At 41.7% G+C, this 24,091-nt stretch carries 23 protein-coding genes and 3 pseudogenes; 21 read left to right on the top strand and 5 right to left on the bottom strand.

The annotated features are described in order from the left end of the window. Positions 1–59: 59 nt before the first annotated feature. A complete protein-coding gene (locus tag VB775_RS05220; RefSeq protein WP_281005603.1) occupies positions 60–527 on the top strand; it encodes a DUF3598 family protein in 468 nt (155 codons plus the stop codon). Positions 528–623: 96 nt separating this feature from the next. Then, entirely contained in the window at positions 624–2,264 is a 1,641-nt protein-coding gene (locus tag VB775_RS05215) for a B12-binding domain-containing radical SAM protein (RefSeq protein WP_407072990.1), read from the top strand. A 123-nt stretch (positions 2,265–2,387) separates the two neighbouring features. Here VB775_RS05215 and VB775_RS05210 read toward each other — a convergent pair whose 3' ends face one another. Together VB775_RS05210 and VB775_RS05205 are read right to left on the bottom strand one after the other, a co-directional pair. After that, positions 2,388–3,089, bottom strand: a complete 702-nt coding sequence (locus VB775_RS05210; RefSeq protein ID WP_281005602.1) for a DUF4276 family protein — start codon at positions 3,087–3,089, stop codon at positions 2,388–2,390. Continuing rightward, the gene (locus tag VB775_RS05205) at positions 3,089–4,270 is read right to left on the bottom strand and encodes an AAA family ATPase (protein ID WP_281005601.1); all 1,182 of its coding nucleotides are present in this window, start codon (positions 4,268–4,270) and stop codon (positions 3,089–3,091) included. Before VB775_RS05205 ends, VB775_RS05210 begins: the two co-directional genes overlap by 1 nt. A 277-nt stretch (positions 4,271–4,547) precedes the next feature. Here VB775_RS05205 and VB775_RS05200 point away from each other — a divergent pair, with 277 nt between their 5' ends. From VB775_RS05200 to VB775_RS05190, 4 genes and pseudogenes are all read left to right on the top strand, one after another. Then, on the top strand, positions 4,548–4,859 hold the full coding sequence (locus tag VB775_RS05200) for a DUF433 domain-containing protein (protein WP_281005600.1): 312 nt from the start codon (positions 4,548–4,550) through the stop codon (positions 4,857–4,859). Beyond that, positions 4,858–5,058, top strand: a pseudogene (locus tag VB775_RS26380) (hypothetical protein); the annotation flags it as partial. The gene VB775_RS05200 and the pseudogene VB775_RS26380, both read left to right, overlap by 2 nt. A gap of 375 nt (positions 5,059–5,433) precedes the next feature. Continuing rightward, on the top strand, positions 5,434–6,432 hold the full coding sequence (locus VB775_RS05195) for a PRC-barrel domain-containing protein (RefSeq protein WP_281005599.1): 999 nt from the start codon (positions 5,434–5,436) through the stop codon (positions 6,430–6,432). After that, positions 6,432–7,208 (top strand): photosystem II S4 domain protein, encoded by a 777-nt coding sequence (locus tag VB775_RS05190; protein ID WP_281005598.1) that lies wholly within the window; start codon positions 6,432–6,434, stop codon positions 7,206–7,208. The genes VB775_RS05195 and VB775_RS05190 overlap by 1 nt, the downstream gene beginning before the upstream one ends. Before the next feature lie 269 nt (positions 7,209–7,477). Here VB775_RS05190 and VB775_RS05185 read toward each other — a convergent pair whose 3' ends face one another. After that, positions 7,478–7,849: a DUF2809 domain-containing protein gene (locus VB775_RS05185; protein WP_281005597.1), complete on the bottom strand. Its 372-nt coding sequence runs from the start codon at positions 7,847–7,849 to the stop codon at positions 7,478–7,480. A gap of 738 nt (positions 7,850–8,587) precedes the next feature. Here VB775_RS05185 and gltB point away from each other — a divergent pair. The 9 genes and pseudogenes from gltB to VB775_RS26375 all read left to right on the top strand — a co-directional run bounded on the left by gltB (position 8,588) and on the right by VB775_RS26375 (position 17,202). Then, positions 8,588–13,174, top strand: a complete 4,587-nt coding sequence (gltB, locus tag VB775_RS05180) for a glutamate synthase large subunit (protein WP_281009407.1) — start codon at positions 8,588–8,590, stop codon at positions 13,172–13,174. A gap of 85 nt (positions 13,175–13,259) precedes the next feature. Then, positions 13,260–13,829, top strand: coding sequence for a DUF3782 domain-containing protein (locus VB775_RS05175; RefSeq protein ID WP_281005596.1), 570 nt, complete (start codon positions 13,260–13,262; stop codon positions 13,827–13,829). A 98-nt stretch (positions 13,830–13,927) separates the two neighbouring features. Then, complete coding sequence (gene brnA / locus VB775_RS05170; protein ID WP_281005595.1) at positions 13,928–14,071, top strand: type II toxin-antitoxin system BrnA family antitoxin; 144 nt, start codon at positions 13,928–13,930, stop codon at positions 14,069–14,071. 103 nt (positions 14,072–14,174) lie between these two features. Beyond that, positions 14,175–14,447: a hypothetical protein gene (locus tag VB775_RS05165; protein ID WP_281005594.1), complete on the top strand. Its 273-nt coding sequence runs from the start codon at positions 14,175–14,177 to the stop codon at positions 14,445–14,447. Beyond that, positions 14,444–14,857, top strand: coding sequence for a type II toxin-antitoxin system VapC family toxin (locus VB775_RS05160; protein WP_281009406.1), 414 nt, complete (start codon positions 14,444–14,446; stop codon positions 14,855–14,857). Before VB775_RS05165 ends, VB775_RS05160 begins: the two co-directional genes overlap by 4 nt. Before the next feature lie 307 nt (positions 14,858–15,164). Beyond that, entirely contained in the window at positions 15,165–16,172 is a 1,008-nt protein-coding gene (locus tag VB775_RS05155) for a DNA cytosine methyltransferase (RefSeq protein ID WP_281005593.1), read from the top strand. A gap of 76 nt (positions 16,173–16,248) precedes the next feature. Continuing rightward, complete coding sequence (locus tag VB775_RS05150) at positions 16,249–16,785, top strand: HNH endonuclease (RefSeq protein ID WP_407072989.1); 537 nt, start codon at positions 16,249–16,251, stop codon at positions 16,783–16,785. Further along, the gene (locus VB775_RS05145) at positions 16,760–16,924 is read left to right on the top strand and encodes a hypothetical protein (protein WP_281005591.1); all 165 of its coding nucleotides are present in this window, start codon (positions 16,760–16,762) and stop codon (positions 16,922–16,924) included. The genes VB775_RS05150 and VB775_RS05145 overlap by 26 nt, the downstream gene beginning before the upstream one ends. Positions 16,925–17,014: 90 nt before the next feature. After that, positions 17,015–17,202: pseudogene (locus VB775_RS26375) on the top strand (Txe/YoeB family addiction module toxin). Here VB775_RS26375 and VB775_RS05140 read toward each other — a convergent pair. Beyond that, complete coding sequence (locus VB775_RS05140) at positions 17,156–17,326, bottom strand: hypothetical protein (protein ID WP_281005590.1); 171 nt, start codon at positions 17,324–17,326, stop codon at positions 17,156–17,158. The pseudogene VB775_RS26375 and the gene VB775_RS05140 sit on opposite strands and share 47 nt — an antisense overlap. Before the next feature lie 36 nt (positions 17,327–17,362). Here VB775_RS05140 and VB775_RS05135 point away from each other — a divergent pair, with 36 nt between their 5' ends. From VB775_RS05135 to VB775_RS05115, 6 genes and pseudogenes are all read left to right on the top strand, one after another. Beyond that, positions 17,363–17,983: a type I restriction enzyme HsdR N-terminal domain-containing protein gene (locus VB775_RS05135; protein WP_281005589.1), complete on the top strand. Its 621-nt coding sequence runs from the start codon at positions 17,363–17,365 to the stop codon at positions 17,981–17,983. 94 nt (positions 17,984–18,077) lie between these two features. Continuing rightward, positions 18,078–18,190, top strand: a pseudogene (locus VB775_RS26370) (DNA cytosine methyltransferase); the annotation flags it as partial. Positions 18,191–18,407: 217 nt separating this feature from the next. Beyond that, positions 18,408–19,304, top strand: coding sequence for a class II fructose-bisphosphate aldolase (locus VB775_RS05130; protein WP_281005588.1), 897 nt, complete (start codon positions 18,408–18,410; stop codon positions 19,302–19,304). A 440-nt stretch (positions 19,305–19,744) separates the two neighbouring features. Continuing rightward, positions 19,745–21,229 carry an Asp-tRNA(Asn)/Glu-tRNA(Gln) amidotransferase subunit GatB gene (gene gatB / locus VB775_RS05125; protein WP_281005587.1) on the top strand — a complete coding sequence of 495 codons (1,485 nt, stop codon included), beginning with the start codon at positions 19,745–19,747 and terminating at the stop codon, positions 21,227–21,229. Positions 21,230–21,523: 294 nt separating this feature from the next. Continuing rightward, the gene (psbP, locus tag VB775_RS05120; RefSeq protein WP_281005586.1) at positions 21,524–22,072 is read left to right on the top strand and encodes a photosystem II reaction center PsbP; all 549 of its coding nucleotides are present in this window, start codon (positions 21,524–21,526) and stop codon (positions 22,070–22,072) included. 33 nt (positions 22,073–22,105) lie between these two features. Further along, positions 22,106–23,260, top strand: a complete 1,155-nt coding sequence (locus VB775_RS05115) for a PP2C family protein-serine/threonine phosphatase (protein ID WP_281005585.1) — start codon at positions 22,106–22,108, stop codon at positions 23,258–23,260. Between the two features lie 360 nt (positions 23,261–23,620). Here the strand turns inward: VB775_RS05115 and VB775_RS05110 are convergent, their stop codons facing one another. Then, the gene (locus tag VB775_RS05110; RefSeq protein ID WP_281005584.1) at positions 23,621–23,944 is read right to left on the bottom strand and encodes an STAS domain-containing protein; all 324 of its coding nucleotides are present in this window, start codon (positions 23,942–23,944) and stop codon (positions 23,621–23,623) included. Between the last annotated feature and the right edge of the window lie 147 nt (positions 23,945–24,091).

Below are 24,091 nucleotides of genomic sequence, written 5' to 3'. Positions count from 1 at the left end.
CCTTCGGGGCGCACTCTCTCAAACCATAAATGCAAAGTTGTTTAGAAAAAACAAATTAAATGATTACAACCTCTGAAATTACTCCAAATTTAGAACAAGTTCCTGAAATATTTACCCGTCATATTGGCACTTGGAAGGGTGAGTATATTAAAACTGATCAGCAGGGACATTTTTCGCGGAGCTTTGTCGGCAGCTTTACGATCGCGATCGCAGGTAATCAGTATCAACAGGTGAACAAGTATGAATACGCCGATGGTTCGCGCCTTCAGCTTGATTTTGAAGGGCAATTTGAGGATCGAATTTTGAAAATGTGTTCAAGTAGTTATAGTGATTTTTCGGCGATCGCATGGGATGCTGGTCAGGATTTAGTTTGTTTTCGGGCAAATAAGACTCAAGATGGTGCGCTCATTACGTTTATAGAAACAATGACTTTACTAAGCGAAAATCATCGCGTTCGTAGCACCCAAGCCTTTAAGGATGGAGTTTTTGATGGGATTTCCTTTATTGAGGAAATGCGGATTGCTTAACTAGAACCAATAGCCATTTTGAAAAGTGTTGCTTTGCAACACTTTTCAAAATGGCTATTGGTTCAGCGATCAAAAATTACTGGCATAATAGCGATATTGCGATCTATTGCCGAAACCTTGAATCAATCCTATTTTCAGTCTGAATATTTACTGTTTGACCCCACTACACCAGACCATGATGCAGTAAATATTGTCTTTGCTTTTCCAAATACCTACACCGTAGGAATTACCAGCTTAGGCTATCAAGGAGTTTGGGCAAACCTAGCCACGCGATCGCAAGTTAATGTCAGTCGTTGGTTTACCGATGCCCATGAGGATTTACCCCGCCAGATTGAGATCTTAGGCTTTTCATTTTCGTGGGAACTGGATTATGTCAATATTCTTGCCGCATTAAAAAAATTTGAGATTCCCATTGATACTTGCGATCGCATTGATGAGCATCCATTAGTATTCGGTGGGGGACCAGTCCTCACCGCCAATCCTGAACCCTTCGCAGCATGGTTTGATATTGTTTTACTCGGTGATGGCGAAGAATTAATTGGGAACTTCCTCAATGCTTATCAAGAAGTACGTCATGCTAGCCGTGAAGTAAAATTGCGCCATTTAGCAAAACTAGATGGAATTTATGTTCCGCAGTTCTATGCAGTTACCTACGAATCCGATGATGGTGCAATTACTTCCATTCAACCCATTGATTCCGAGATTCCCGCAATCATCCATAAACAAACCTACAAAGGCAATACGCTCTCAGCTTCTACGGTTGTGACCGAAAAAGCAGCATGGGAAAGCATTTTTATGGTGGAAGTGGTGCGGAGTTGCCCAGAGATGTGCCGCTTCTGTTTAGCTAGTTATCTCACGCTTCCCTTTCGGACTGCGAGTTTAGAGTCAAGTCTGATGCCTGCGATCGCTAAAGGACTAACTGTAACCAAACGTTTAGGTTTGCTCGGTGCTTCGATTACCCAACATCCTGAATTTGATACTTTACTAGATCATCTCGCTCAGCCGCAGTTTGATGATGTGCGCCTCAGTCTTGCATCGGTGCGTACCAATACACTGACAGAGAAATTAGCAAGAATTCTCTCTACTCGTGATAGTCGGTCTGTTACTATTGCGATCGAAAGTGGTTCTGAACGTTTGCGGGAAATCATTAATAAGAAGTTGCACAATGATGAAATTAAGCAAGCGGCGATCAATGCTCAGGCTGGTGGTTTGAAGTCTTTAAAGCTCTATGGGATGGCAGGTGTGCCGATGGAAAATGATGACGATATCGAGCAAACGATTGAGATGCTAGTTTCCCTGCGTAAGATTGCACCAAAATTAAAAATCACCTTTGGTTGCAGTACCTTTGTTCCGAAATCTCATACGCCTTGGCAGTGGCAAGGTGTCAGCACGACCGCTGAGAAGAAAATGCAGTATTTCCGTAAGAAGCTATTACCGAAAGGGATAGATTTTCGTCCTGAGAGTTACAAAGATTCACTGGTGCAAGCGCTTATTTCGAGAGGCGATCGCCGTTTGACTAAGTTATTAATTTTGGCTTGCAGCTATAGCGATGGGGATGTGCCGAGTGATGGCTCTTACAAACGCGCCTTTAAGGAATTGCGGGGACAGTTGCCGCCCCTTGCTTGGTATGTGCATGAGGATTGGGATGTGAATCAAGTTTTACCTTGGCAACATCTGCGGAGTGCGTTGCCTGTGGAGACGTTGATCAAGCATCGCGAATCTTCTTTTACTAACTGAAAAGTTTTGCTGAGTCGCTAGTGTGGACTTGCGATCGCTTTGAGAATAAATGTAGTGTGGAGCTAGAAAGTAAAAACTGATAATGAGGCTGCTTGGAAAAAGCTTCAAACAATGCGATCGTAACTAAAGCTTCATAAAGTCATCAATATAACTAATAAATTTCCCAAGACTTGGGACAATAGCCGCAAGCTCTAAGTATAAGAATTCGTAATCTAAATTTGAAACTACTCTATTTACCTGATTCTCTTTCTTTCTATAAGATTTACCTACAAGCTGATAAACTTGATGTAAATCTTCGGCAGGATGATTTCTACTCTCCATATTGTCAAGTTTAGGATTAAACCCTAAACTTGACTGAATTAACGATATGGTAAGGTTTATGTCAATCTTCACAAAGTGCTTCCACTCTGCCAAGAACCATGCTTCTACTTCCATTACAGCAAGTACTATATGTGAAGCAACACTTCCTCTTGGTAATACTGTAAGTAACCTTCGCTCTAAAATACCCTTACCTGTAATTGGAATTGGATAAACATCTCTTAATCCAATTATTTTACTGTAACCAGAGCTTACCAAGCTAACATACTGATCACGAATATCAGAAACAACACTATTATCACTGCCAGAATTACATATTAGAACGTAATATTTGGTTTGTGCAGTAACAGGATCACTCATAGTTAATGCTGTAAATCTACTATTCTGTTTACCTTGCATATCTTGCTCGGCAATAGCAATATTGCTTTTACCAGCAATCTCTTCAAGTAATTTTCTAACAAAAATTTTCTCTGTTTGTCCCTCTACAAAAATCGCAAGTCTTTTCACTAATTTTCTATCTCCTCTTCACCAAATCCGTCAAGATAAAACTGAGAAGAGAAAAAATCAAAATTGTTCAACCCCGTAAACTTGAAGTCGTCAAAAACTTGCTTTGAATTATAAGTGTTATGAAGTCTTGCTAAGCCAGATTTGCGCTCAATTACTGACCAGTACTCAAGAGGAACACCATTCATAATAAAGCGATCATTAGTGGTCATTATTAATTGCACTAAACCAGATTCTGCTTTGCTAATGAGTACTTTAATCATAGCTGAAGCTCTCTCAAAATCTAGACCTTCACCAATATCATCAATCAATATACAACTAGGCTTTTCAGCAAGAAGTGAATAGTTAATTTGAATTATTAGAGACAATGCCCTAAAAAGACCTTGAGACATATATCTTTGTTCTGTTTTTTCAAACAAATCAACTTCCTGAATATATAAACATTGAAGGTCACCCTCTTGGACTGGTTCTTCGGAAATGGGGGATTTAGTACCAATCTCGGATATTTTGTATCCTATTAATCCCATATCTAATTTTATTGCGTCAATAAAGTTGTCTCCTAACTCTTCTTTGCCTAAAACAAAAATATTAACCACATGACCAGTATTCTTAAAATCAATATTTTCTCTGATAGAGTTAATATCTTTGGTATTAAGCATGAGTTTTCTTTTGCCTAACTCTGTCCCAAACTGATAGTAACGTAAGGAACTTGCCCAAACATAAAGTTCTTCAAAAAAAGGATGCTGAATAGAATCACGCCGCTTTAGGGCAGCTACTTCATAAATAGGAGTCTGAAAATCGATTTCTTCTTGCAACTTCTCAGCCCATACTCTTCCTTCCCCAGATTGATTGCGATCTAAATATTTCTTTGAGCCAATTGTAAAGCTTTCTTCAACAACTTTTCCATTTTTAAATTTTAAGACGTAAGTTCTCTTTTGTGTGTCATCATGGGAATCAAAGATAAGTGTCCACTCTCTTGATTCTCTTGAAAGAAGAATCATTTTAGTACCATCTACTTCACCAGATAGTAATGACGCTATAAGATTGATTGCTCTAAGAGTTTTTGTCTTGCCTGATGCATTTTTACCAACAATTAAGTTGATATTTCCTAATCGACATCCTTCTAGAATCCACTTATCAGGTAAATCATCATTTTGGCAGTAATACATTAAATCTAGTTTCATATAACATTATCTCATTAAAATTTCTTCTTAGATACAGACTTAAAATTATGTTGGTAAAGGATTAGATACTATCTACTAAATTTTACCAAGCTAATATCTACCATCTAATAATTTATAGATCATTCTATTTGGAAACACTTTATTAAAGTTTTTGATGGTTTGAATGGTTTGAAATAGAGAAACTATGATTAGCTCATCATTTAAGAAAATCTTATCAACCTCAGTAAAGACTATACTGTAAAAATATGGCAACTTAGCCAGAAAAAAGCAAAATATCATGTTAGCTCTAAGTTATCCACATATCGAAAAAAGCGACAACCAACCCGCCAGACTGCAACGCTTACCACGCATTCGAGTAGCGCAAATCGTCATGGATTACCTCGCCTATGGTTGGTCAGTCGAAGAAATATGCTGTCAACACCTTTACCTAACACCCGCAGAAGCCCATGCAGCAATGGGTTATTACTTCGATCATCAGAAAGAAATTGACCAAGAAATCAAAGAAGAATGGGAGCAAGTCCAAAAAAGTACTAGCCAATCTATGCGATCGCCTTTTTACATCAGGATGAAAGCTCAAGGAGTTCTCTAAAGTTCTCTTTGCCCAAGACATTCGCTTTAAAGTTCTAGCTGAGACTTGGCAAACAGAAGGCAAACAGTTTGCAGGGTTAATCTTTGGACATCAACTCGGTGGCACAATTGGGCAATTCGTAAAAGATCTAGAATTGATCGCTCAAGCTTCGGAGCCTGACGAATGGATTAATGCGGTTGAATATATTCCTTTCAAGTGAAATGTTTGGCAGAAATAGAGTACGTTTTACAATTGGTTGAGACTCGCGGTTTAGAGACTCTAGGAGAGTTTGCACCAACTGCCAGCGATCGCTAATTGGCAATTGCAATACTTATTTTTGTAGTTCTTGTAATGTCATAACAAAGAATTTAAAGCTTACTTTCACACAGTTTCTATGTTTTTCATACCACTAAATTCAATGACTAGAGCCTGATTGACACAATAGGCGATCGCCCGAACAATCGACCGAACAAACGTTAAGATACCGACGGGGATCTAGTCTGCTAAGATCAGGGCTAGGTATTTACCGTCCTGTTTAGTTCATGCCCCACTCGTTGGGGATTGTTTGGGAATCTTTTAGAGCCACGTCACCGCCATGATGCAATCGGAAAATCTTCGTCAACGTGCCGCCGTATTGGGTTTGCAAGTCTTTAGCAAGCGCTCAGCCGTGCGGCTTGGCATCGTCACCCAAATCTGGCTAGATGTCGATCAGAGGCGGGTCGTCGGCATGACCGTCGCTGAAAGATTTGTACCAGGCACACCGATCGGCATAGGTGACACATTTTTCATGTCCCTTGACAATATTGACCTACTAGGCCCAGATGCCATCTTGGTAGATGACGAGTCGGTACTCGAAGATATTTTAATTACTGAGCGCTACACCACCCTGATTAACAACGAAGTAGTCACAGAATCAGGTGAATTGCTTGGTAAAGTACGCGATTTTAAATTTGACCCAGAGACGGGTGATTTACTTTTCTTAATCGTTGCCTCCATCGGTAACCCAATTATTCCTGCCAGCCTGATTAGTACCTACGAGCTTGATGTCAATGAAATCATTGCTGTAGGACGTGATCGCATTATTGTCACCGAGGGCATGGAAGATCGGATGACCCAACTTAGCAAAGGCTTGCTAGAGCGTCTAGGACTAGGTAAAGCACCTTGGGAAGATGACTTCGAGGATGACTACATGCCACCATCCACCACCATTCGCGACAATGCCCTGTCATCTGGCACAAGAAGCACCTATTCACCACCACCGCAGCAACAACGTCCTGTCTATCGTCAAGAACAATCATGGGACGATGGCGATAACTGGGCTGAGGAGCGCATACCTGTAAATCCCCCACAGCAACAACGTCGCCAAGCCAGAGCCGAAGTTCGTCCTGAGCCATCGCGCCCGATCGCCCCACCACCTGCCCCCATCGATAACTACGATGATGAGTATGATGATTTTGAAGACGATTATTTAGAATCACCTAAAACTAATTTTCGTAACGAAACCCAACAGCAGATCCGTGATGCTTGGGGCGAAACCAAAATTCCTGACAAGTCCAAACAACGCATTCCCGAAGAGGAATTTGACGAAATTTAATGCTACCTCGTGACCTATTGAATCATGTTGAAAATCGCGATACCCTTAGCCGATTGCTGGATTTAGGCGATCGCGCTATCCAAACATGGGATGTCGTATGCAGTGATTTTCTATCACCGCCCGAAATTACGGAAGCGCTACAAGTATTCGGCAAAATGACCGAAATCCATTGCCTAGCATGGGGTGGCTATGAACAAGCCGAACGCCAAAGATTAGCGATCGCCCGTTCTGAATTGCCCCTCGATCAGTCAATGGTCAGTCTTACACCCATATCAATTTCTGGAAACTTCCTATTTGACACCGCAACCCATCGTGATTTTTTGGGTGCGCTCCTTGGTACGGGTATCGAGCGTCAAAAGGTAGGTGATGTCAATGTCTTAGGCGAAAAAGGCGCACAGGCGATCGTTGTTCCAGAACTCATGGAATATTTGCAAATCCATTTTAATCAAGTGCGAACAGTTCCCGTCAAGGTCAATGCGATCGCGTGGGAAGAGTTAAAAATTCGCATTCCTGTCACCAAAGAACTTACTTCCACGGAAGCATCCTTAAGACTAGATGCGATTGCTTCTTTCGGTTTTGGGATGTCACGTAGCAAAATGGTGGATCTGATTAACGGCGAAGATGTGCGCGTCAATTGGAAAACAGTTTCTCAGCCTAACTATCAACTCAAAACTGGCGACCTAATCGCCATTCGTGGCAAAGGCAGAGTTACTATTGGTGAGATCATGATTACCAAAAAGGAACGCTATCGAGTGCAAATGACGCGATCGGTTTAAAGGGAAAAATGATCCCTATAAAACCCAAAAACAAAGTGGCGGGCTTAGCCCGCCACTTTGTTTTTGGGTTCAGCTATTTTGTGTAAGTCCCTAAAGGACAAAAAATTTAAAACACTCTCAGAGTGAGTATAGCAACGCAAGAGATAGATAGGACAAATCAAAACCAAAAAAGATGAGTGGCGGCGCTTCGCGCCGCCACTCATCTTTTTTGGTTTTATGTCCTAAGCAAAACTTACATTGCTATAGCTAGACATGTTGCGCTCAAACCTTTAGCGGCTTTCCCATACTAGGATGATCGCAGTTCCAAGAGCATAGGCGAAGATATCTTTCCAATCAAAGGTTGTTCCTAAAATAGTTGCTACAAGTTTGTTCTGTGATAATCCTAGGCGATCGACAAAATTTAGATACTGCAATCCTTCGATCGCACAGGCAAACCCAAAAACAGATATTGCGGTCACCTTAGCGCTAACCTTCCAAAAGGATTTAACAAAGCAGTAAATCAGAATTACTACTAACACGTCTCCAATAAAAGGACGGATAAACTGATCTTTGATAAAAATAGCGATATAAACTTCTATTAAAAAGAGTAAAACTGTCAAGTAGAAGTACTTACGATTAAAGGTAAACTGATTGGTCAACATGTTATGGAACTAGGACATTAACATCAAAAAATCTTTGCTGCTCCTAATTTAACGTCAGTTTGACGAAAGCGAAAGATGGTAAGAATCGCTTAGCGATTCTTACCATCTTTCGCCATTAGCGGCGTGCGAAGCACGCCGCTAATGGCTATATCGAACTCACGCTAATTTACTCTGTATTTCATCCAAGAGCTACCTAAGCATTAGTGGCGCAGGGCGAAATGCCGCGCTAATAATGCTTAGGCTTTATACCAAATCACAAAATGAAGGCAAAGCTTTTGTGAATTAAAAACTAAATCTAGTAAGGGTTTTCAAGCAGCAATTCTCATTATAAAAATCGATTTTTTGAAATCTCACCAACGGTAGACTTTCAAAAAACCAATTTGGGTGTTTCCAGCACCTTCGGCGCTGGAAACACCCAAATTGGTTTCATTACGAAGACTTTACGTTTACAAATGCATACATAGATCAAAGAACCGATTATTTAGTGGTGTGGCGAAGCTACTTCACTAAATAATCGGTTCTTTATAAAATCTTATAACCCTTACACATTTACCAGATCACGAAAATTTTGTAACAAATCTAACAAAAATAGTGATTATGACTAACTGATTTGATTAATTCCTGAATACCTCATACCTAGGACATAGATTTATTAGTACAATCCAATGTAGCCGTCGTAACTTCTCAATTACGTCCAAGCTAATATAAACGTTTAAATACCATCCTTTTCAGTCCATGATGAATAGCAACGCATTGCCAGTAAAACAAGGTTTGTACGATCCACAATTTGAACACGATGCTTGTGGAGTCGGGTTTATCGTTCATAAGTCAGGGAAAAAATCCCATGCGATTGTTGAGCAGGGTTTAACAATTCTGGAAAATTTGGAGCATCGCGGCGCGTGCGGTTGCGAAACAAATACAGGTGACGGTGCAGGGATTTTGATGCAAATCCCCCATAAATTCTTGGTAAAAGTAGCCGCCGCCGCAAATATCACCTTGCCAGAAGTAGGACAGTACGGTGTAGGGATGGTCTATGCTTCTCCCGATCCTGCAACCCGTAGAAACGGCCGACAAGCTTTTACGCAATTAGTTGAAGCCGAAGGCTTAACGGTTTTAGGTTGGCGCGACGTACCAACTGATAATTCCTCACTGGGGGCTACCGCCCAATCCAGTGAACCTTTCATGCAGCAAGTATTTATCCAGCGATCGCCTGATCTAGCCGATGACCTCGCCTTCGATCGCAAACTATTTGTGCTGCGTAAACTTGCCCATACGGCAATTCGCACCTCAAATATTGATTCTTACTGGTATCCTTCTAGCCTCTCCTGCCGCACGATTGTTTATAAAGGAATGTTGATGACCGCGCAAGTGGGAATGTATTACCCCGATCTGCGCGATCCCGATATGGAGAGCGCTCTAGCTCTGGTTCACTCACGCTTTAGTACGAATACTTTCCCCAGTTGGGAGCGATCGCACCCCTACCGCTACATTGCCCACAATGGCGAAATCAACACTTTGCGCGGCAATACTAACTGGATGATTGCCCGTCAGTCGATGTTTGAGTCGGATTTGTTTGGCGATGATATTTCCAAGATCAAGCCAGTTATTAACATTGAGGGCAGTGACTCAACAATTTTTGATAACGCTTTGGAATTGCTCGTACTCGCAGGGCGATCGCTGCCTCATGCGGTGATGATGATGATTCCTGAGCCTTGGACAGCCCATGAGTCCATGAGCGACGAGAAGAAAGCCTTTTATGAATACCATTCCTGTTTGATGGAACCTTGGGATGGTCCCGCATCCATCGCCTTCACCGATGGCACAATGATCGGCGCAGTCTTAGATCGCAATGGTTTACGTCCTTCGCGCTACTACGTCACCAAGGATGATCTAGTCATCTTCGCTTCGGAAGCAGGGGTATTAGATATCTCACCTGAAATGATTGAATCGAAAGGTCGTTTGCAACCAGGGCGGATGTTCCTTGTAAATATGGAAGAAGGGCGGATTGTTGCTGATGAAGAAATCAAGCATCAAATCGCCACTGAACATCCATATCGCGAATGGATTAATCAGCATATGGTGGAAATTGCCAGTCTCAAGGATGGCGTTGCTAATGAACCAGAAGCTACAGCTTTAACCCAGAAGCAAATGGCTTTTGGCTATTCCTTTGAGGATTTGCGTTTGCTGCTAACCCCAATGGCGCGGGATGGTGTGGAAGCTGTGGGTGCGATGGGTGCTGACACTCCTTTAGCAGTTCTTTCCAATCGTCCGAAACTACTCTACGATTATTTCCAACAGCTATTCGCACAGGTAACTAATCCCCCCATTGATTCTATTCGGGAAGAGATTATTACTTCTGCGGAAACTACCATTGGTGCTGAACGGAATTTGCTCAAGCCTGAACCAGAAAGCTGTCACTTGATTGAGCTAAAGACTCCCATCCTTAGTGATGCTGAATTTGCCAAACTCAAGCATATTAACGAAGGTGGTTTTAAATCAGTTACACTTTCCACTTTGTTTGCTCCTAAGTCTGGGGTATCTGGATTAGAAGCAGCAATTACTGAGATTTGTACAAAGGCAGATCAAGCGATCGCTGATGGTGTGAATATTTTGATACTTAGCGATCGCGGCGTGAATCCTGACAATGCCCCAATTCCTGCATTATTGGCTGTGTCAGGATTGCATCACCATCTCATCCGCACAGGAACTCGTACTAGAGTCGGGCTAGTCCTCGAATCTGGCGAACCTAGGGAAGTCCACCACTTTGCATTATTAATCGGCTATGGTTGCGGTGCAATTAATCCTTACCTAGCGTTTGAAACGATCAAAGACATGATCGATCAACGTCTCTTGGTAAATGTCGAGTTCAAAACCGCTTGCAAGAACTTCATCAAGTCAGCTACTAAAGGCGTAACCAAAGTTGCTTCCAAAATTGGTATTTCCACAATCCAAAGCTATCGCGGCGCTCAGATTTTTGAAGCTGTCGGACTCAATCAGGATGTGATCAAGAAATACTTTACTTGGACAGCCTCCCGCATCGAAGGTGCTAATTTAGAAGTAATCGCTAAAGAAGCGATCGCTCGTCATACCCACGCCTTCCCCGATCGCCCTGCGAGTGGCAATACTCTCGATGTCGGTGGTGATTATCAATGGCGCAAGGATGGTGAAGCCCACTTGTTCAGCCCTGAAACTATTCACGCATTGCAAAAAGCAGTACGCGATGGTAACTATGAACTGTTCAAGAAATATTCGGCACTTGTCAACGAACAGAATCAACAGCATTTCACCCTGCGTGGCTTGCTTGATTTCAAAGCTCGCGAATCTATTTCCATAGATGAAGTAGAACCAATTGAATCCATCTTAAGCCGCTTTAAAACTGGCGCGATGAGCTATGGTTCTATTTCGCAAGAAGCTCATGAGGCTTTGGCGATCGCCATGAATCGCATCGGCGGTAAGTCCAACACAGGCGAAGGCGGTGAAGATCCCGATCGCTACACATGGACAAACGAGCAGGGCGATTCCAAAAATAGCGCCATCAAACAGGTTGCCTCTGGACGTTTCGGCGTAACTAGTCTCTATCTCTCCCAAGCCAAAGAGATTCAAATCAAAATGGCTCAAGGTGCGAAACCGGGAGAAGGCGGTCAACTCCCTGGAAAGAAAGTCTATCCTTGGATTGCCAAAGTCCGTCACTCCACCCCCGGTGTTGGCTTGATTTCACCACCACCTCACCATGACATCTACTCCATCGAAGATCTCGCCGAGTTGATTCATGATCTCAAGAATGCTAACCGCGCCGCCCGTATCAGCGTCAAGCTCGTATCGGAAGTGGGCGTAGGCACGATCGCCGCAGGGGTTTCTAAAGCCCATGCTGATGTCGTCCTCATCTCTGGCTACGATGGCGGCACGGGTGCATCACCTCAAACCTCGATCAAGCACGCTGGCTTACCTTGGGAGCTTGGACTCGCCGAAACCCACCAAACCCTCGTTCTCAACAACCTCCGCAGCCGCATCGTTGTCGAAACCGATGGACAAATGAAAACAGGTCGTGATGTCGTCATCGCCGCTTTACTTGGTGCAGAAGAGTTTGGCTTTGCCACTGCTCCCCTCGTTACCCTTGGCTGCATCATGATGCGCGTCTGCCATCTCAACACCTGTCCTGTTGGCGTGGCAACTCAAGACCCGCAACTGCGCGAGAAATTCACAGGCGATCCCGCACACACTGTCAACTTCATGACCTTCATCGCGATGGAAGTCCGTGAACTGATGGCGAAACTCGGTTTCCGTACCCTCGATGAAATGGTTGGTCGTACTGAAGTTCTCGAAGCGAAGCAAGCGGTCGAACATTGGAAAGCCAAAGGCTTAGACTTCTCGAAGATTCTCTATCAACCAGAAGTTGGTGAAGATGTCGGGCGCTATTGCCAAATTCCACAGGATCATGGATTAGACAAATCCCTTGATATGACTGTGTTGCTAGATTTATGTCAAGCAGCGATCGTTGATGGCGAACCCGTTCAAGAGACTATTCCCATTAAGAACATCAATCGCGCTGTCGGAACTATCCTCGGCAACGAAATCACCAAGCGTCATTGGGAAGGACTGCCCGATGACACCGTGCATCTACATTTCCAAGGTACGGCTGGTCAAAGCTTTGGCGCGTTCGTTCCCTCTGGTGTGACGATGGAACTCGAAGGTGATACCAATGACTACCTCGGTAAAGGACTTAGCGGCGGTAAGATCATTCTCTATCCTCACAAAGCTTCTACCTTTGTCGCTGAAGAGAACGTGATCGCTGGCAACGTCGCTCTCTACGGCGCAACCAGTGGCGAAGTCTACATTCGCGGCATCGCTGGCGAACGCTTTGGAGTTCGCAACTCTGGCGTAAATGCCGTAGTCGAAGGCATCGGCGATCACGGCTGCGAATATATGACTGGTGGTAAGGTTGTCGTTCTCGGATTAACAGGACGGAACTTTGCGGCGGGTATGAGTGGCGGTGTTGCCTACATTCTCGATGAGTCAGGCGACTTCGCAACCCGTTGCAATACCTCAATGGTCGGCTTAGAATCTCTCGAAGATCCCGAAGAAATCAAGGATCTGAAGCAGTTGATTCAACAACACGTTGACTATACGGAGAGCGCTAAGGGTGCGAAGGTTCTCGCTGATTGGAATGCGATCGCGCCTAAGTTCGTGAAGGTAATGCCCAAGGATTACAAACGGGTCTTGCAAGCAATTAAGGAAGCATTGGAAGATGGTTTGAGTGGTGATGATGCACTCAATGCTGCTTTTGAAGCCAATTCTCGCGATGTCGCCCGTATCGGTGGTAGCTAGATAACAAGAGGCAAGGGGCTTAAGCCCCTTGTTTTTTATGTGATAATTTAGATGTTAAAAACTTGATTAAGCAAATAAGCAGTTTATGAGTAACCCTACAACTATTGATGACATTTACAAGTTATTCCAAGCATCTCAAGAGCAATATGATCGCCGTATGGCTGAGTCTAAAGCTGAAGCCGATCGCAGTATGGCAGAACTAAAAAAAACAGTGGATCGAACTACTAAAGCCGTTGAAGCACTGACGACAAGATGGGGACGTTTTGTTGAAGAGTTAGTTGAACCTGCGGTATTACGACTATTTCAAGAGAAGGGAATTGATGTAAAGGAAGTCTATCCTCGCGCTAGAACTAAGCGTCAAGGATTTGCAATGGAAATTGACATACTAGCTGTCGATGACACTGAGTTAGTCCTAGTGGAATGTAAGTCACGTTTATCAAAGGATGATGTGGATGAGTTTGTTGAGAAGCTAATACGATTTAAAGATTCATTTCCCCATTATCGCAACTTTAAAGCCTATGGTGCTGTGGCAGGGATTGAGATTAATGAAGGGATAGATCGTTATGCTTATCGTCAAGGTTTGTTTGTGATTAAGCCTTCGGGTGATGGTGTGGCGATCGCCAATGATGACGATTTTAAACCTGCTTCATGGTAGGGCGATCGCGCAACAATGAGGTAAAGCTATATGAAAGCTGAAGAGTTGGATAAAAAGTTTGAATTGGCGATGTCTTAGATTTATTTGATCTATCTACTTTGAAACGTCCTGCTTTAGAAACTCAGTCTGTTTCTGTCAATTTACCACAGTGGATGATTGCTGCCCTTGATAGAGAGTCGGTAAGGTTAGACGTAGATCGTCAATCTGTAATAAAGTTTTGGCTTGCTGAAAGATTAGAGTAGTGAAGCTAAAAGACTGAATATCGTGGTTTTAGATGAAGATCTTGCAAGTGGTTTACCACATCTTGCAGCTAAAATGTAATGAGCATCTTTTTCATGTTTGCTTATGAATACCCTAACTCCAACGCGGCAACAGATTATTGAAGTAATTGATAACTTGCCAGAGGATGCTTTCTCTGAGCTTGTTAGTTTTATTGGCTATCTTCGCTACAAGGCTGTTGAAACAAAAACAGCACAACCTCATAACAGTTTTTTACTGTCAATTGCTGGATTGGGTGCTTCCAATGAAAAAGATGTTTCGGAGAGGGATGAAGAGATTTTAGCAAGTGAAGTAAATCCGATTCGTGGTTGGAGTCTTCATGCAGATGAACAAGGATAACTGTTGTACTTGATACTAGCTTTCTGTTTGCTCTAACGGATTTAACAGATCGTAATCACGATCGCGTTCTGTCTGTAGTGCAAAGTATCAATGAGCCATTACTGCTGCCTAGTGTCGTTTTGCCTGAAGTTTGTTATTTGATTGCTTCAAGGTTAGGACATCAGGCGATGCGGAAATTTATTGCTAATTTGGTTGTTAGTGGGGTTCAAATAGAATCGATGACAGCAAAAGATTTGGAACGAGTTAATCAAATTTTAGAGCAGTATGCTGATAGTCAACTTGATTTTGTTGATGCGGTAATTGTGGCGATCGCTGAAAGATTAAGAATCACCCGCGTTTTAACTTTGGATCGCCGTGATTTTTCGATTATGCGACCTAGGCATTGTGATTATTTTGAGATATTGCCTTAGAACACGGCGATCGCCAATGATGATGATTTTAACCCTATAGCATGGTAGGTCTAGTTTGTTATAGTTGTATGTAATGTATTGCAGACTGAAACATAATGCTTGATTCAAAGTTGGAACTGCCAGTAAACAAAAGTCCTAATTTCGCTACTGATAAATAGACAGACTGTTTTCACTTCTGGCATTAAATATTTGAGCCGCCACCATTTCGGCAATACCTTACCCTAAGCTGTATAATATGAGCGCTAAACTTTGATTTGACAAATTAATAGCGTGTATAGTAAGTAGTGGTAGAGATTTAAAAATAGCAATGAGTTTTGTTTTTGCAGATTTATTTGCCGGTATTGGGGGATTTAGAATAGCTCTAGAGAGCATAGGAGGCGAGTGTGTATTTTCCTCTGAGTGGGATAAATATGCGCAGATGACATATAAAGCTAATTTTGGGGATCTTCCATTTGGAGATATTACAAAAATTGAAGCATCTGCAATTCCAGATATTGATATATTAACTGCTGGGTTTCCCTGTCAACCATTTAGTTCAATTGGCAAACGAGAAGGATTTGAACATCCGACACAGGGAACTCTATTTTATGATGTGGTTAAGATTTTAAAAGAGAAAAAGCCTAAGGCTTTTATTTTAGAAAATGTTGAAGGACTAGTAACCCATGATGGCGGAAAGACTCTAAAAATCATATTAGACACCTTATCCGTATCTATCAATGGACAATATCTTTTTTTTAGTCAACCTGATGTTAGATATCATGTCTTTTGGAGTGTTTTAGATGCCAAAGACTATGGTGTACCGCAGGTTAGAAAAAGAATATTTATAGTAGGTATATCTGAAGAAGTTTCCAAAGATGTACCTAGTTTTACATTTCCTTCGCCTATTAAACACAAAGAATATATAGGCTCGTATGTAGAAGAAAATATAATCGGTTATTCAATATCTAAGCACTTACAAGATTCATATCTATTTAAACTAGATGATGGGAAACCAGAATTAATTAATCGAGATTCTAAGATTCAGGTCAAAACACTATGCTCCACATATCATAAAATTCAGAGATTAACGGGGACTTTTGTTAAGGATGGAGAAACTGGAATTAGACTGCTTAGTGAAAATGAATGTAAATCAATCATGGGATACCCTCTAAGCTTTATCATTCCTGTTTCCAGAACACAAATGTATAGACAGTTTGGCAACTCGGTTGTAGTTCCAGTTGTTCGACAAGTTGTTATAAACTTAATCAATTCGTTAGGAAAGTATAAAGTTATTTCAGATAGTTTCAATCCAAAAAGGAGATTACTAAGTGCCTAATAATGATGAAAATAATAAATCCAAAGAGAAAGAGCAAAGTTTAGCTCAGATCAATATTATTAAGGAATACTTTGAAATGTATCCTGATATTGAAATACATACTAAAGATGTTGTTGATTGGGTAACTTCAACATATCTAGAGCGTACTGGGAAAATATTTAGAGATCCTGATAGGGGAGTTAGATCTTTATATCAGAGAGGTTTTTTACAGAAAATAGCAAAGGGAGTTTATAAATACGATCCTAAATATGCTCAAAATAAGCAACAACAAGATTTTACAATTGCTCAGAAAAAAGAAATTTTAGAACGCGATGGATACAGATGTGTAATTTGTGGAGCAGGTCGAGAGAATGGAGTCGAATTACACGTTGATCATATCAAACCTAAAGATATGGGTGGATTAGCTACGACTGAGAATGGTCAAACTTTGTGTAGTCAGCATAACTTTCTCAAGAAAAACCTTAAGCAAACTGAGACAGGGAAAAAAATGTTTATCCGTCTCTACGAACTTTCTAAAAAAGAAAACAATCAGGAATTGCAAGAGTTTTGCATAGAAATTCTTAAGACTTTTGAAGATTTTAATATTAATGGACATATCGAATGGAAAAAGTAAGTTGATTATGCGATCGCTGTTTGATGTTGTTGGTTTGTTGAGAGGCGATCGCTTGTGTGGTCAGAGTGTGGATATTTTAGGCGATCGCTTTTTGATTGAGATTAGGGGCGATCGCTGTTTGATGTTGTTGGTTTGTTGAGGGGCGATCGCTTGTTCGTGAAAGGTATAGATATTTGAGACGATCGCTTTTGTTGAACTGGCGTTGTATTAGGTAAATACAGATCGTAAAATTGCTATTCGAGCGAAGGAATTAGTTGAATCTATTCTTGATAATCCATTTAAGGGAATTGGCATCCTGAATCTCTCAAATATGTTGGCGAAAACACGTGGTCAAGAAGATTAACTCAAGAACATCGACTGGTTTATCGCTTTAAAGATGATCGCATTGAGTTTCTTCAAGCTCGTTATCACTATTAGGCGAACGCGTTGTTGAGAGGGGGAATTGGGCGATCGCGTTTTTATGAAGGAGATGATTGGGCGATCGCGTTTTTGATGGATTGATTAAGCGTAAGCGATCGCGTTGGATATTTTGTTTTTGCACTACTATTAAGATTATTACTTCTACCTAGAATTCATCATGGTTCAGGCGATCGCCGCAAAAGATGTAACGTTAAGAGAATTAAAGCAAAATTTTGGGCTTCAGATGTCTCAAGATCCTACTTTTTTTACTGAATGGTTGGATGGTTTTATTCCTTTAAATGAAGAAGAGCACCATTTATTAGATCGGGTGAGATCTAATTTTCTAGAATTGATGGAAGATCCACCAATGTTAGAAAATACAGTCAAGATGGTAGTACTTGCACCATTGTTAGATCTGGCTGGCATTTATCACAAACCATTTCGGATTGAGACAGAAACATCTATTGCCTTAGAAATGAAAGATGAAGAAGCAATAATTCGAGGTCGAATCGATGTATTGGTAGTAAAAAATCAGCTTTGGTTATTAGTCATTGAATCAAAACGAAGCGATTTTGCTGTAACAAGAGCGATTCCACAAGCTTTAGCTTATATGTTGAGTAATTCGGAAACCGTGCAATCAACATTTGGCATGATTACCAATGGGAATGAATTTTTATTTTTGAAAACTTCACAAAATGAGTATGCCAATTCACGGTTATTTTCTTTGGTAAACCCTAATAATGAGCTTTACGAAGTATTACAAATACTAAAACATCTAGGCTCGAAAATATGTATGTAAGCTTGGCGATCGCGTTTTTTGTAGTTGATTGGGCGATCATATTGATAAATCGATAGCGTGTATAGTGAACAGCCGTAGAGATTTATAAACAGTAATGAGTTTTGTTTTTGTGGATTTATTTGCTGGCATTGGCGGATTTAGACTTGCCAGAGCATAGGCGGTGAATGTGTATTTTCTTCTGAGTGGGATAAATATGCACAGATGACATAATAAATCTAATTTTGGCGATATTCCCCAATGGCTAGCAATAAACTTCATCGCTTTTTTGCAACCATACGCATCAGATATCTATCATTGATTAGAACGTTGTCGCCAGATCGTGCGTACCTGTCTCAAAGAATATACCCAATCGCAAACAAGTCTAAAAAGGATTATGATCAGCAAGCCACGACTTACCGATTAAACGTTTTAAACCCAAGCCACCATGCTAAGTTCGACTAAAGAACTTCTAGAAACCGCCCGTCGTAACTCCTATGCGATCGGAGCCTTTAATATTTACAACTTAGAAGGCGTAAAAGCCGTAGTCAATGCAGCCGAAATTAGCCGTAGCCCTGCCATGTTGCAACTACACCCTAGCGCCCTCATCTATGGCAAACTTCCCCTAGTCAAATTGTGCATCGAAGCCGCCAAATTTGCCAAAGTACCAATCTCCATTCACCTCGATCACAGCACTTCCGCTAGCGATATTCGCTTAGCGCTAGATGCTGGTGTGCGGTCAATTATGGCGGATGGCTCACCAATGTCCTACAAAGAGAATTTAAAATTTACCAGAGACATGACCGCTCTCTCCCACAAATTCCATGCTGTTGTCGAAGCAGAGATTGGTAGAATTAGCGGAACTGAAGATGGACTGACGATCGCCGAAAAAGAAGCCAAAATGACTGATCCGATTCAAGCTTTGGAATTTGTGCAGCAAACCAAAGTCGATGCGATCGCGGTCACCATTGGTAACGTACATGGTGAATATAAAAGTCCACCCCGTCTCGATTTTGACCGTCTCGAAAAAATCCGTAATCTAGTCGATATTCCCTTAGTTTTGCATGGAGCATCGGGCTTACCTGCGGAAATGATCCAGCGATCGATTCAATTGGGGGTTTGCAAATTTAACGTAAATACAGAAGTCCGCCAAGCCTATATGCAAGCCCTGAAATTAGAAATCTGTGGTGATAGTCCCAAGGATTTGTTAGAGATCGCAGGGGAAGCGATCGCAGCCATGCAAGAAGTAATTATCGAAAAGCTCAATCTCTTTGGTTCATTAGGTAAAGCACATTTACACGACACACCCTACGCTGCAATGTTATCTAGCCAAGCCTATGGTTAAGAGAGTGTTTGAGAAGTTTTTACCCCCTCTAACTCCCCCTTGTAAAGGGGGAGAATCTGGGTTTCCCCCCTTTGCAAGGGGGGATTAAGGGGGGTAAAAGCAGAAATTTACGCTAAATAAGAGACTTATCAAACACGCTCTAAAGCAATTACCGATTAAACGAACCACAAGAGATTTTTTGAAAGTGCTGCAAAGCAGCACTTTCAGGAAATCTCTTGGTTTGGGTCTGAGCGCAAAGCCCTGTAAATCGCACAAGGCGTTCATCCCATAGTGCTAGGATTTATACTAGATTTGCTACCTACAGCAATTGCCCTACAAACGAACCACAAGGAAATTATTGAAAGTGTTGCGAAGCAACACTTTCAATAATTTCCTTGGTTTGGGTTTGAGCGCAAAGCCCTGTAATATCTTCTCCAATACTTCGCCTAAACGCATACGTTATGACTGCAACCGCCCCGACTAAAACCAAGACACAATACGAAGCCGTCATTGGTTTAGAAACCCACTGCCAGTTGACCACAAACTCCAAAATCTTTTGTAACTGCTCAACCCAGTTTGGCTCCACCCCCAACACCAATGTTTGTCCTGTCTGTCTGGGAATGCCGGGGGTACTGCCCGTTCTTAACGAAAAAGTTTTGGAATATGCCGTCAAAGCTGGACTAGCTCTAAATTGTCAAATTGCGCCGCACAGTAAATTCGATCGCAAACAATATTTTTATCCCGACCTTCCCAAAAACTACCAAGTATCGCAATACGATCTACCGATCGCCGAGCATGGCTGGCTCGAAATTCAATTAGAAGATGGTAGTACTAAGCGCATCGGCATTACTCGTCTGCATATGGAAGAGGATGCAGGTAAATTGGTGCATGGTGGTAGCGATCGCCTATCGGGTTCTAGTCACTCCCTAGTAGACTACAACCGCACAGGTGTACCTTTGTGCGAAATTGTATCCGAACCAGATATGCGATCGGGGGTAGAAGCCGCCGCCTATGCTCAAGAACTACGGCGGATTATGCGCTATCTCGGTGTTTGCGATGGCAATATGCAAGAAGGCTCCCTCCGTTGTGACGTGAATATCTCCGTGCGCCCAGTCGGTCAAGAGAAATTTGGCACAAAGGTAGAAATCAAAAACATGAACTCCTTTAATGCCATTCAAAGAGCGATCGATTTTGAAATTAATCGTCAAATAGAAGCTCTTGAAACTGGCAATGAAACCATTAAACAAGAAACTCGCCTTTGGGAAGAAAATACTCAACGCACAATCAGTATGCGTTCCAAGGAAGGAGCTAGTGATTATCGCTATTTCCCTGAGCCTGATCTTATGGCGATCGAGGTTCCCCTAACGACATTAGCTCGCTATCGTTCTGAGCTTCCTACGCTACCAGCATCTCATCGTCAACGCTATCGTGATGAATTTGGACTGACTCCCTACGATGCGGCGCTGATTGCCGACGATCGCAGTATTGCCGAGTTCTTTGATGCGACGATCCTCACGGGTGCAGAACCCAAGCAAGTCTTTAACTGGGTGATGGGCGACATTACTGCCTATCTCAATGAGAACAAACTCAAGATCGCTGATATTGCCCTTACACCTATGATATTAGGTGAAATGATCGTTCTAATTGCCGACGGTACAATCAGCAGCAAAATTGCGAAGGACATCTTACCTGAACTGATCGTCAAAGGTGGCTCAGTAAAAGATCTTGTGGCATCTAAAGGCTTAACTGTACTCGCTGGTGCAGAATTGGAGAAAATCATCGATGAGATTATTGCTGCTAATCCCAAAGAAGTAGAACAATACAAAGCTGGTAAAACTAAGCTATTAGGTTTCTTTGTCGGACAAACAATGAAGAAAACTCAAGGACGTGCCGAACCCCAATCAACCAATAAATTGATTGCTGATAAGTTAAGTGCCTCGGAGTAATTGCAGCGCTTTGCGCTGTAATTCAAACCAAGGGAGTTTTAAAAGTGTTGCTTTGCAACACTTTTAAAACTCCCTTGTAGAAAACAAAAAATGAGAGGTGGCACAAAGCGACACCTCTCATTTTTTGGGAGTATGAGATCGGTAGAAAGTCTAAGGTACTGTATTGTAGTATTGGTAAGTTTTATAAAGTAGTTCTTACTAGGTTGTTCTGACTGTTCTTGATAGGATATTCCAATACTTTTTGTTGAAATTTTTGTAATTTATTAGATTTTATTTTATTTAATCCCTTTAATCATGCTTAAACGCGCTGTTTCCCTCTTACTTGTAGTATTTGCTCTGTTTCTTACCAGTTGTGCTAGTACACCCACCAGTGGACTTGTCCCATTTGCAGATAGTAAAGATGGCTATAGATTTTTATATCCCAATGGCTGGACAGAAACTAAAGGTAATTCGGCGATCGATATTTTGTTTCACGACATTATTGAGCCTTCAGAAAACGTGTCGGTTGCGATTAGTAAGCTCGAAACAGTGAAAACCCTTGAAGAGATCGGTGAACCTGAAGCGATCGGTTTGCGAGTACAACAGCGTGTCGTTGCCCCAGAAGGTTCTGGTCGTCAGGCTAAGTTGCTTAGTGCGACTCAGAAAGAATCAGGCGATCGCAACTATTATATTTTTGAATATGCCGTTCAGCGTTTGCAGGGCGAACCCCGCCATGACCTTGTAACTGTATCTACAAATCGTGGCAATCTTTATACGCTTAGTATTTCTAGCTCCGAAAAGCGTTGGGAAAAAGTGAAAGATTTGTTCGCTAGAGTTGCCAAATCTTTCACCATCGACGAATAGCAACAATTATCTATCTTTGTAAGCTTGGAAAATATGCTGCAAATTCTCGTCATTGATGATGATCCTACGATCAGAATGACTCTTCAGAGGTTTCTCAAGAGTCAAGGCTATGACGTGATTGTGGCTAAGGATGGTCAAGAGGGCTTAGCTAAAGCAAGGGAACTGCATCCATCTTTAATTATTTGTGATTGGATGATGCCAATTATTGACGGCTTAGAGGTATGTCGTCAAATTAAGAGCAACCCTGACTTAGCTAATATCTATCTAATTTTGCTGACGGCGCGTGACCAAGAAGGCGACTTAGTACGCGGTTTAGAAATGGGTGCAGATGACTTTTTAGGTAAGCCACCACGCATTAATGAGTTACGCGCAAGGGTAAGAGCAGGGCTAAGACTCTATCAGGCCACTGAAGAAATCCAGAAGCAAAAACGATTAATCGAACAAGAGTTAGCTCAAGCATCGCAATATGTGCGATCGCTTTTGCCTGCTCCACTCGAAGGTGATGTGTCGATTCAGTCTAGTTTTTTGCCATCGACACAGCTTGGCGGTGATAGCTTTGACTATTTTTGGCTAGATAGTGATCATCTAGCCCTTTACTTACTAGATGTATCTGGGCATGGAGTCGGATCAGCCCTTTTATCAGTGTCAGTTTTAAATCTGATGCGTACACGTAGCTTAAGACGTAGTAGAACATCGCAAGATACAACTAATTTTTATAAGCCTAGTGAAGTATTAAGCGATCTAAATAATACTTTTCAGATGTCTGTACATAATGAAATGTACTTTACGATCTGGTATGGCGTATATGATAAACGCAACCATACACTGGTTTATGCCAGTGGTGGGCATCCTCCTGCGGTACTAATTTCTAATGAAGAAATCCCTAAAATCAAGTTACTAAAAACTGCGGGACTACCAATTGGCATGATGTCTGATATTGATTATCAAGAGCAGGTTTGCGAGATTGATACTAGTAGTAGGTTATATTTATTTAGCGATGGAGTTTATGAGATTCCTCAAGAGAATGACAATATTTGGGGATTTAATGCTTTGATTGATACATTTATCAGGATTCCCAGCGATCGTCATTCACGCATTGAGCATATATTAACCTGTGTTAAAGATGCTGCTAATAATCGTCCTTTTGAAGATGACTTATCGCTATTAGAAGTCGAGTTTCACATATAAGAAAGTAGGTGGGCGCTATGCGCCCACCTACTTTCTTATATTGAGAAGAAAGGCGGCGCGAAGCGCCGCCTTTCTTCCCTTGGGTTTTGATTGCGTCCTAACACAACGTCAGTTCGACGACTGTGAAAAATGGTAAGAATCGCTAAGCGATTCTTACCATTTTTCGCCATTTGCGTCGTGCGAAGCACGACGCAAATGGCTATATCGAACTCACGTTAACACAAGTGTCGGCTGATATAGCTACGCAAGAGATAGATAGAACAAATCAAAACCAAAAAGATGAATGGCGGCGCGAAGCGCCGCCATTCATCTTTTTGGTTTTATGTCCTAAGCAAAACTTACATTGCTATATAAATATATTTAATTTAAGGTTGCGTTAAATTCGTCAACGGTTGGATAGATTTTAAAAATCTTGGTCATGCTAGTAAGTTCAAATAGCATTTGAACTTGATCGTTAGCACCACAAATCACCATATCCCCATCACTGTTACGGATTGCCTTGAGAGCTGACACTAATGCACCTAATCCAGAACTATCCATAAAAGTAATCTCTTGCAGATCAACTAGTAAATATTTGGGAGGATTTGGGACTGAAGCGATATCGTTAACTTGGCGACGAAAATCAGCCGCAGTTGTGACATCCAACCTTCCTGAAGGCTGTATAACTTTTACTTGATTACTCATTGATTTTTTCTTGTCTTTAAAGATTTAGTTTGAGAATTGCAGAAATAATGATTAGCTATCAAGTCTTAAGAGGAAGTTTCTTCTTAGAAATCATTTAAGAATTGTCTAGATCCCCCCAGCCCCCTTAAAAAAGGGGGAAGATTAAAT

The organism is Pseudanabaena sp. CCNP1317 (assembly GCF_034931345.1).
Taxonomy (GTDB): domain Bacteria; phylum Cyanobacteriota; class Cyanobacteriia; order Pseudanabaenales; family Pseudanabaenaceae; genus Pseudanabaena; species Pseudanabaena galeata.
This window is presented reverse-complemented; position numbering and strand designations above follow the sequence as displayed.

Excerpts from the sequence above, each read along its gene's own strand:
- VB775_RS05220 (WP_281005603.1), top strand. The coding sequence starts at position 60 with ATGATTACAACCTCTGAAATTACTCCAAATTTAGAACAAGTTCCTGAA.
- VB775_RS05205 (WP_281005601.1), bottom strand. The coding sequence starts at position 4,270 with ATGAAACTAGATTTAATGTATTACTGCCAAAATGATGATTTACCTGAT.
- VB775_RS05200 (WP_281005600.1), top strand. The coding sequence starts at position 4,548 with ATGTTAGCTCTAAGTTATCCACATATCGAAAAAAGCGACAACCAACCC.
- VB775_RS05195 (WP_281005599.1), top strand. The coding sequence starts at position 5,434 with ATGATGCAATCGGAAAATCTTCGTCAACGTGCCGCCGTATTGGGTTTG.
- VB775_RS05190 (WP_281005598.1), top strand. The coding sequence starts at position 6,432 with ATGCTACCTCGTGACCTATTGAATCATGTTGAAAATCGCGATACCCTT.
- VB775_RS05185 (WP_281005597.1), bottom strand. The coding sequence starts at position 7,849 with ATGTTGACCAATCAGTTTACCTTTAATCGTAAGTACTTCTACTTGACA.
- gltB (WP_281009407.1), top strand. The coding sequence starts at position 8,588 with ATGAATAGCAACGCATTGCCAGTAAAACAAGGTTTGTACGATCCACAA.
- VB775_RS05175 (WP_281005596.1), top strand. The coding sequence starts at position 13,260 with ATGAGTAACCCTACAACTATTGATGACATTTACAAGTTATTCCAAGCA.
- VB775_RS05165 (WP_281005594.1), top strand. The coding sequence starts at position 14,175 with ATGAATACCCTAACTCCAACGCGGCAACAGATTATTGAAGTAATTGAT.
- VB775_RS05155 (WP_281005593.1), top strand. The coding sequence starts at position 15,165 with ATGAGTTTTGTTTTTGCAGATTTATTTGCCGGTATTGGGGGATTTAGA.
- VB775_RS05150 (WP_407072989.1), top strand. The coding sequence starts at position 16,249 with ATGTATCCTGATATTGAAATACATACTAAAGATGTTGTTGATTGGGTA.
- VB775_RS05145 (WP_281005591.1), top strand. The coding sequence starts at position 16,760 with ATGGACATATCGAATGGAAAAAGTAAGTTGATTATGCGATCGCTGTTT.
- VB775_RS05135 (WP_281005589.1), top strand. The coding sequence starts at position 17,363 with ATGGTTCAGGCGATCGCCGCAAAAGATGTAACGTTAAGAGAATTAAAG.
- VB775_RS05130 (WP_281005588.1), top strand. The coding sequence starts at position 18,408 with ATGCTAAGTTCGACTAAAGAACTTCTAGAAACCGCCCGTCGTAACTCC.
- gatB (WP_281005587.1), top strand. The coding sequence starts at position 19,745 with ATGACTGCAACCGCCCCGACTAAAACCAAGACACAATACGAAGCCGTC.
- psbP (WP_281005586.1), top strand. The coding sequence starts at position 21,524 with ATGCTTAAACGCGCTGTTTCCCTCTTACTTGTAGTATTTGCTCTGTTT.
- VB775_RS05115 (WP_281005585.1), top strand. The coding sequence starts at position 22,106 with ATGCTGCAAATTCTCGTCATTGATGATGATCCTACGATCAGAATGACT.
- VB775_RS05110 (WP_281005584.1), bottom strand. The coding sequence starts at position 23,944 with ATGAGTAATCAAGTAAAAGTTATACAGCCTTCAGGAAGGTTGGATGTC.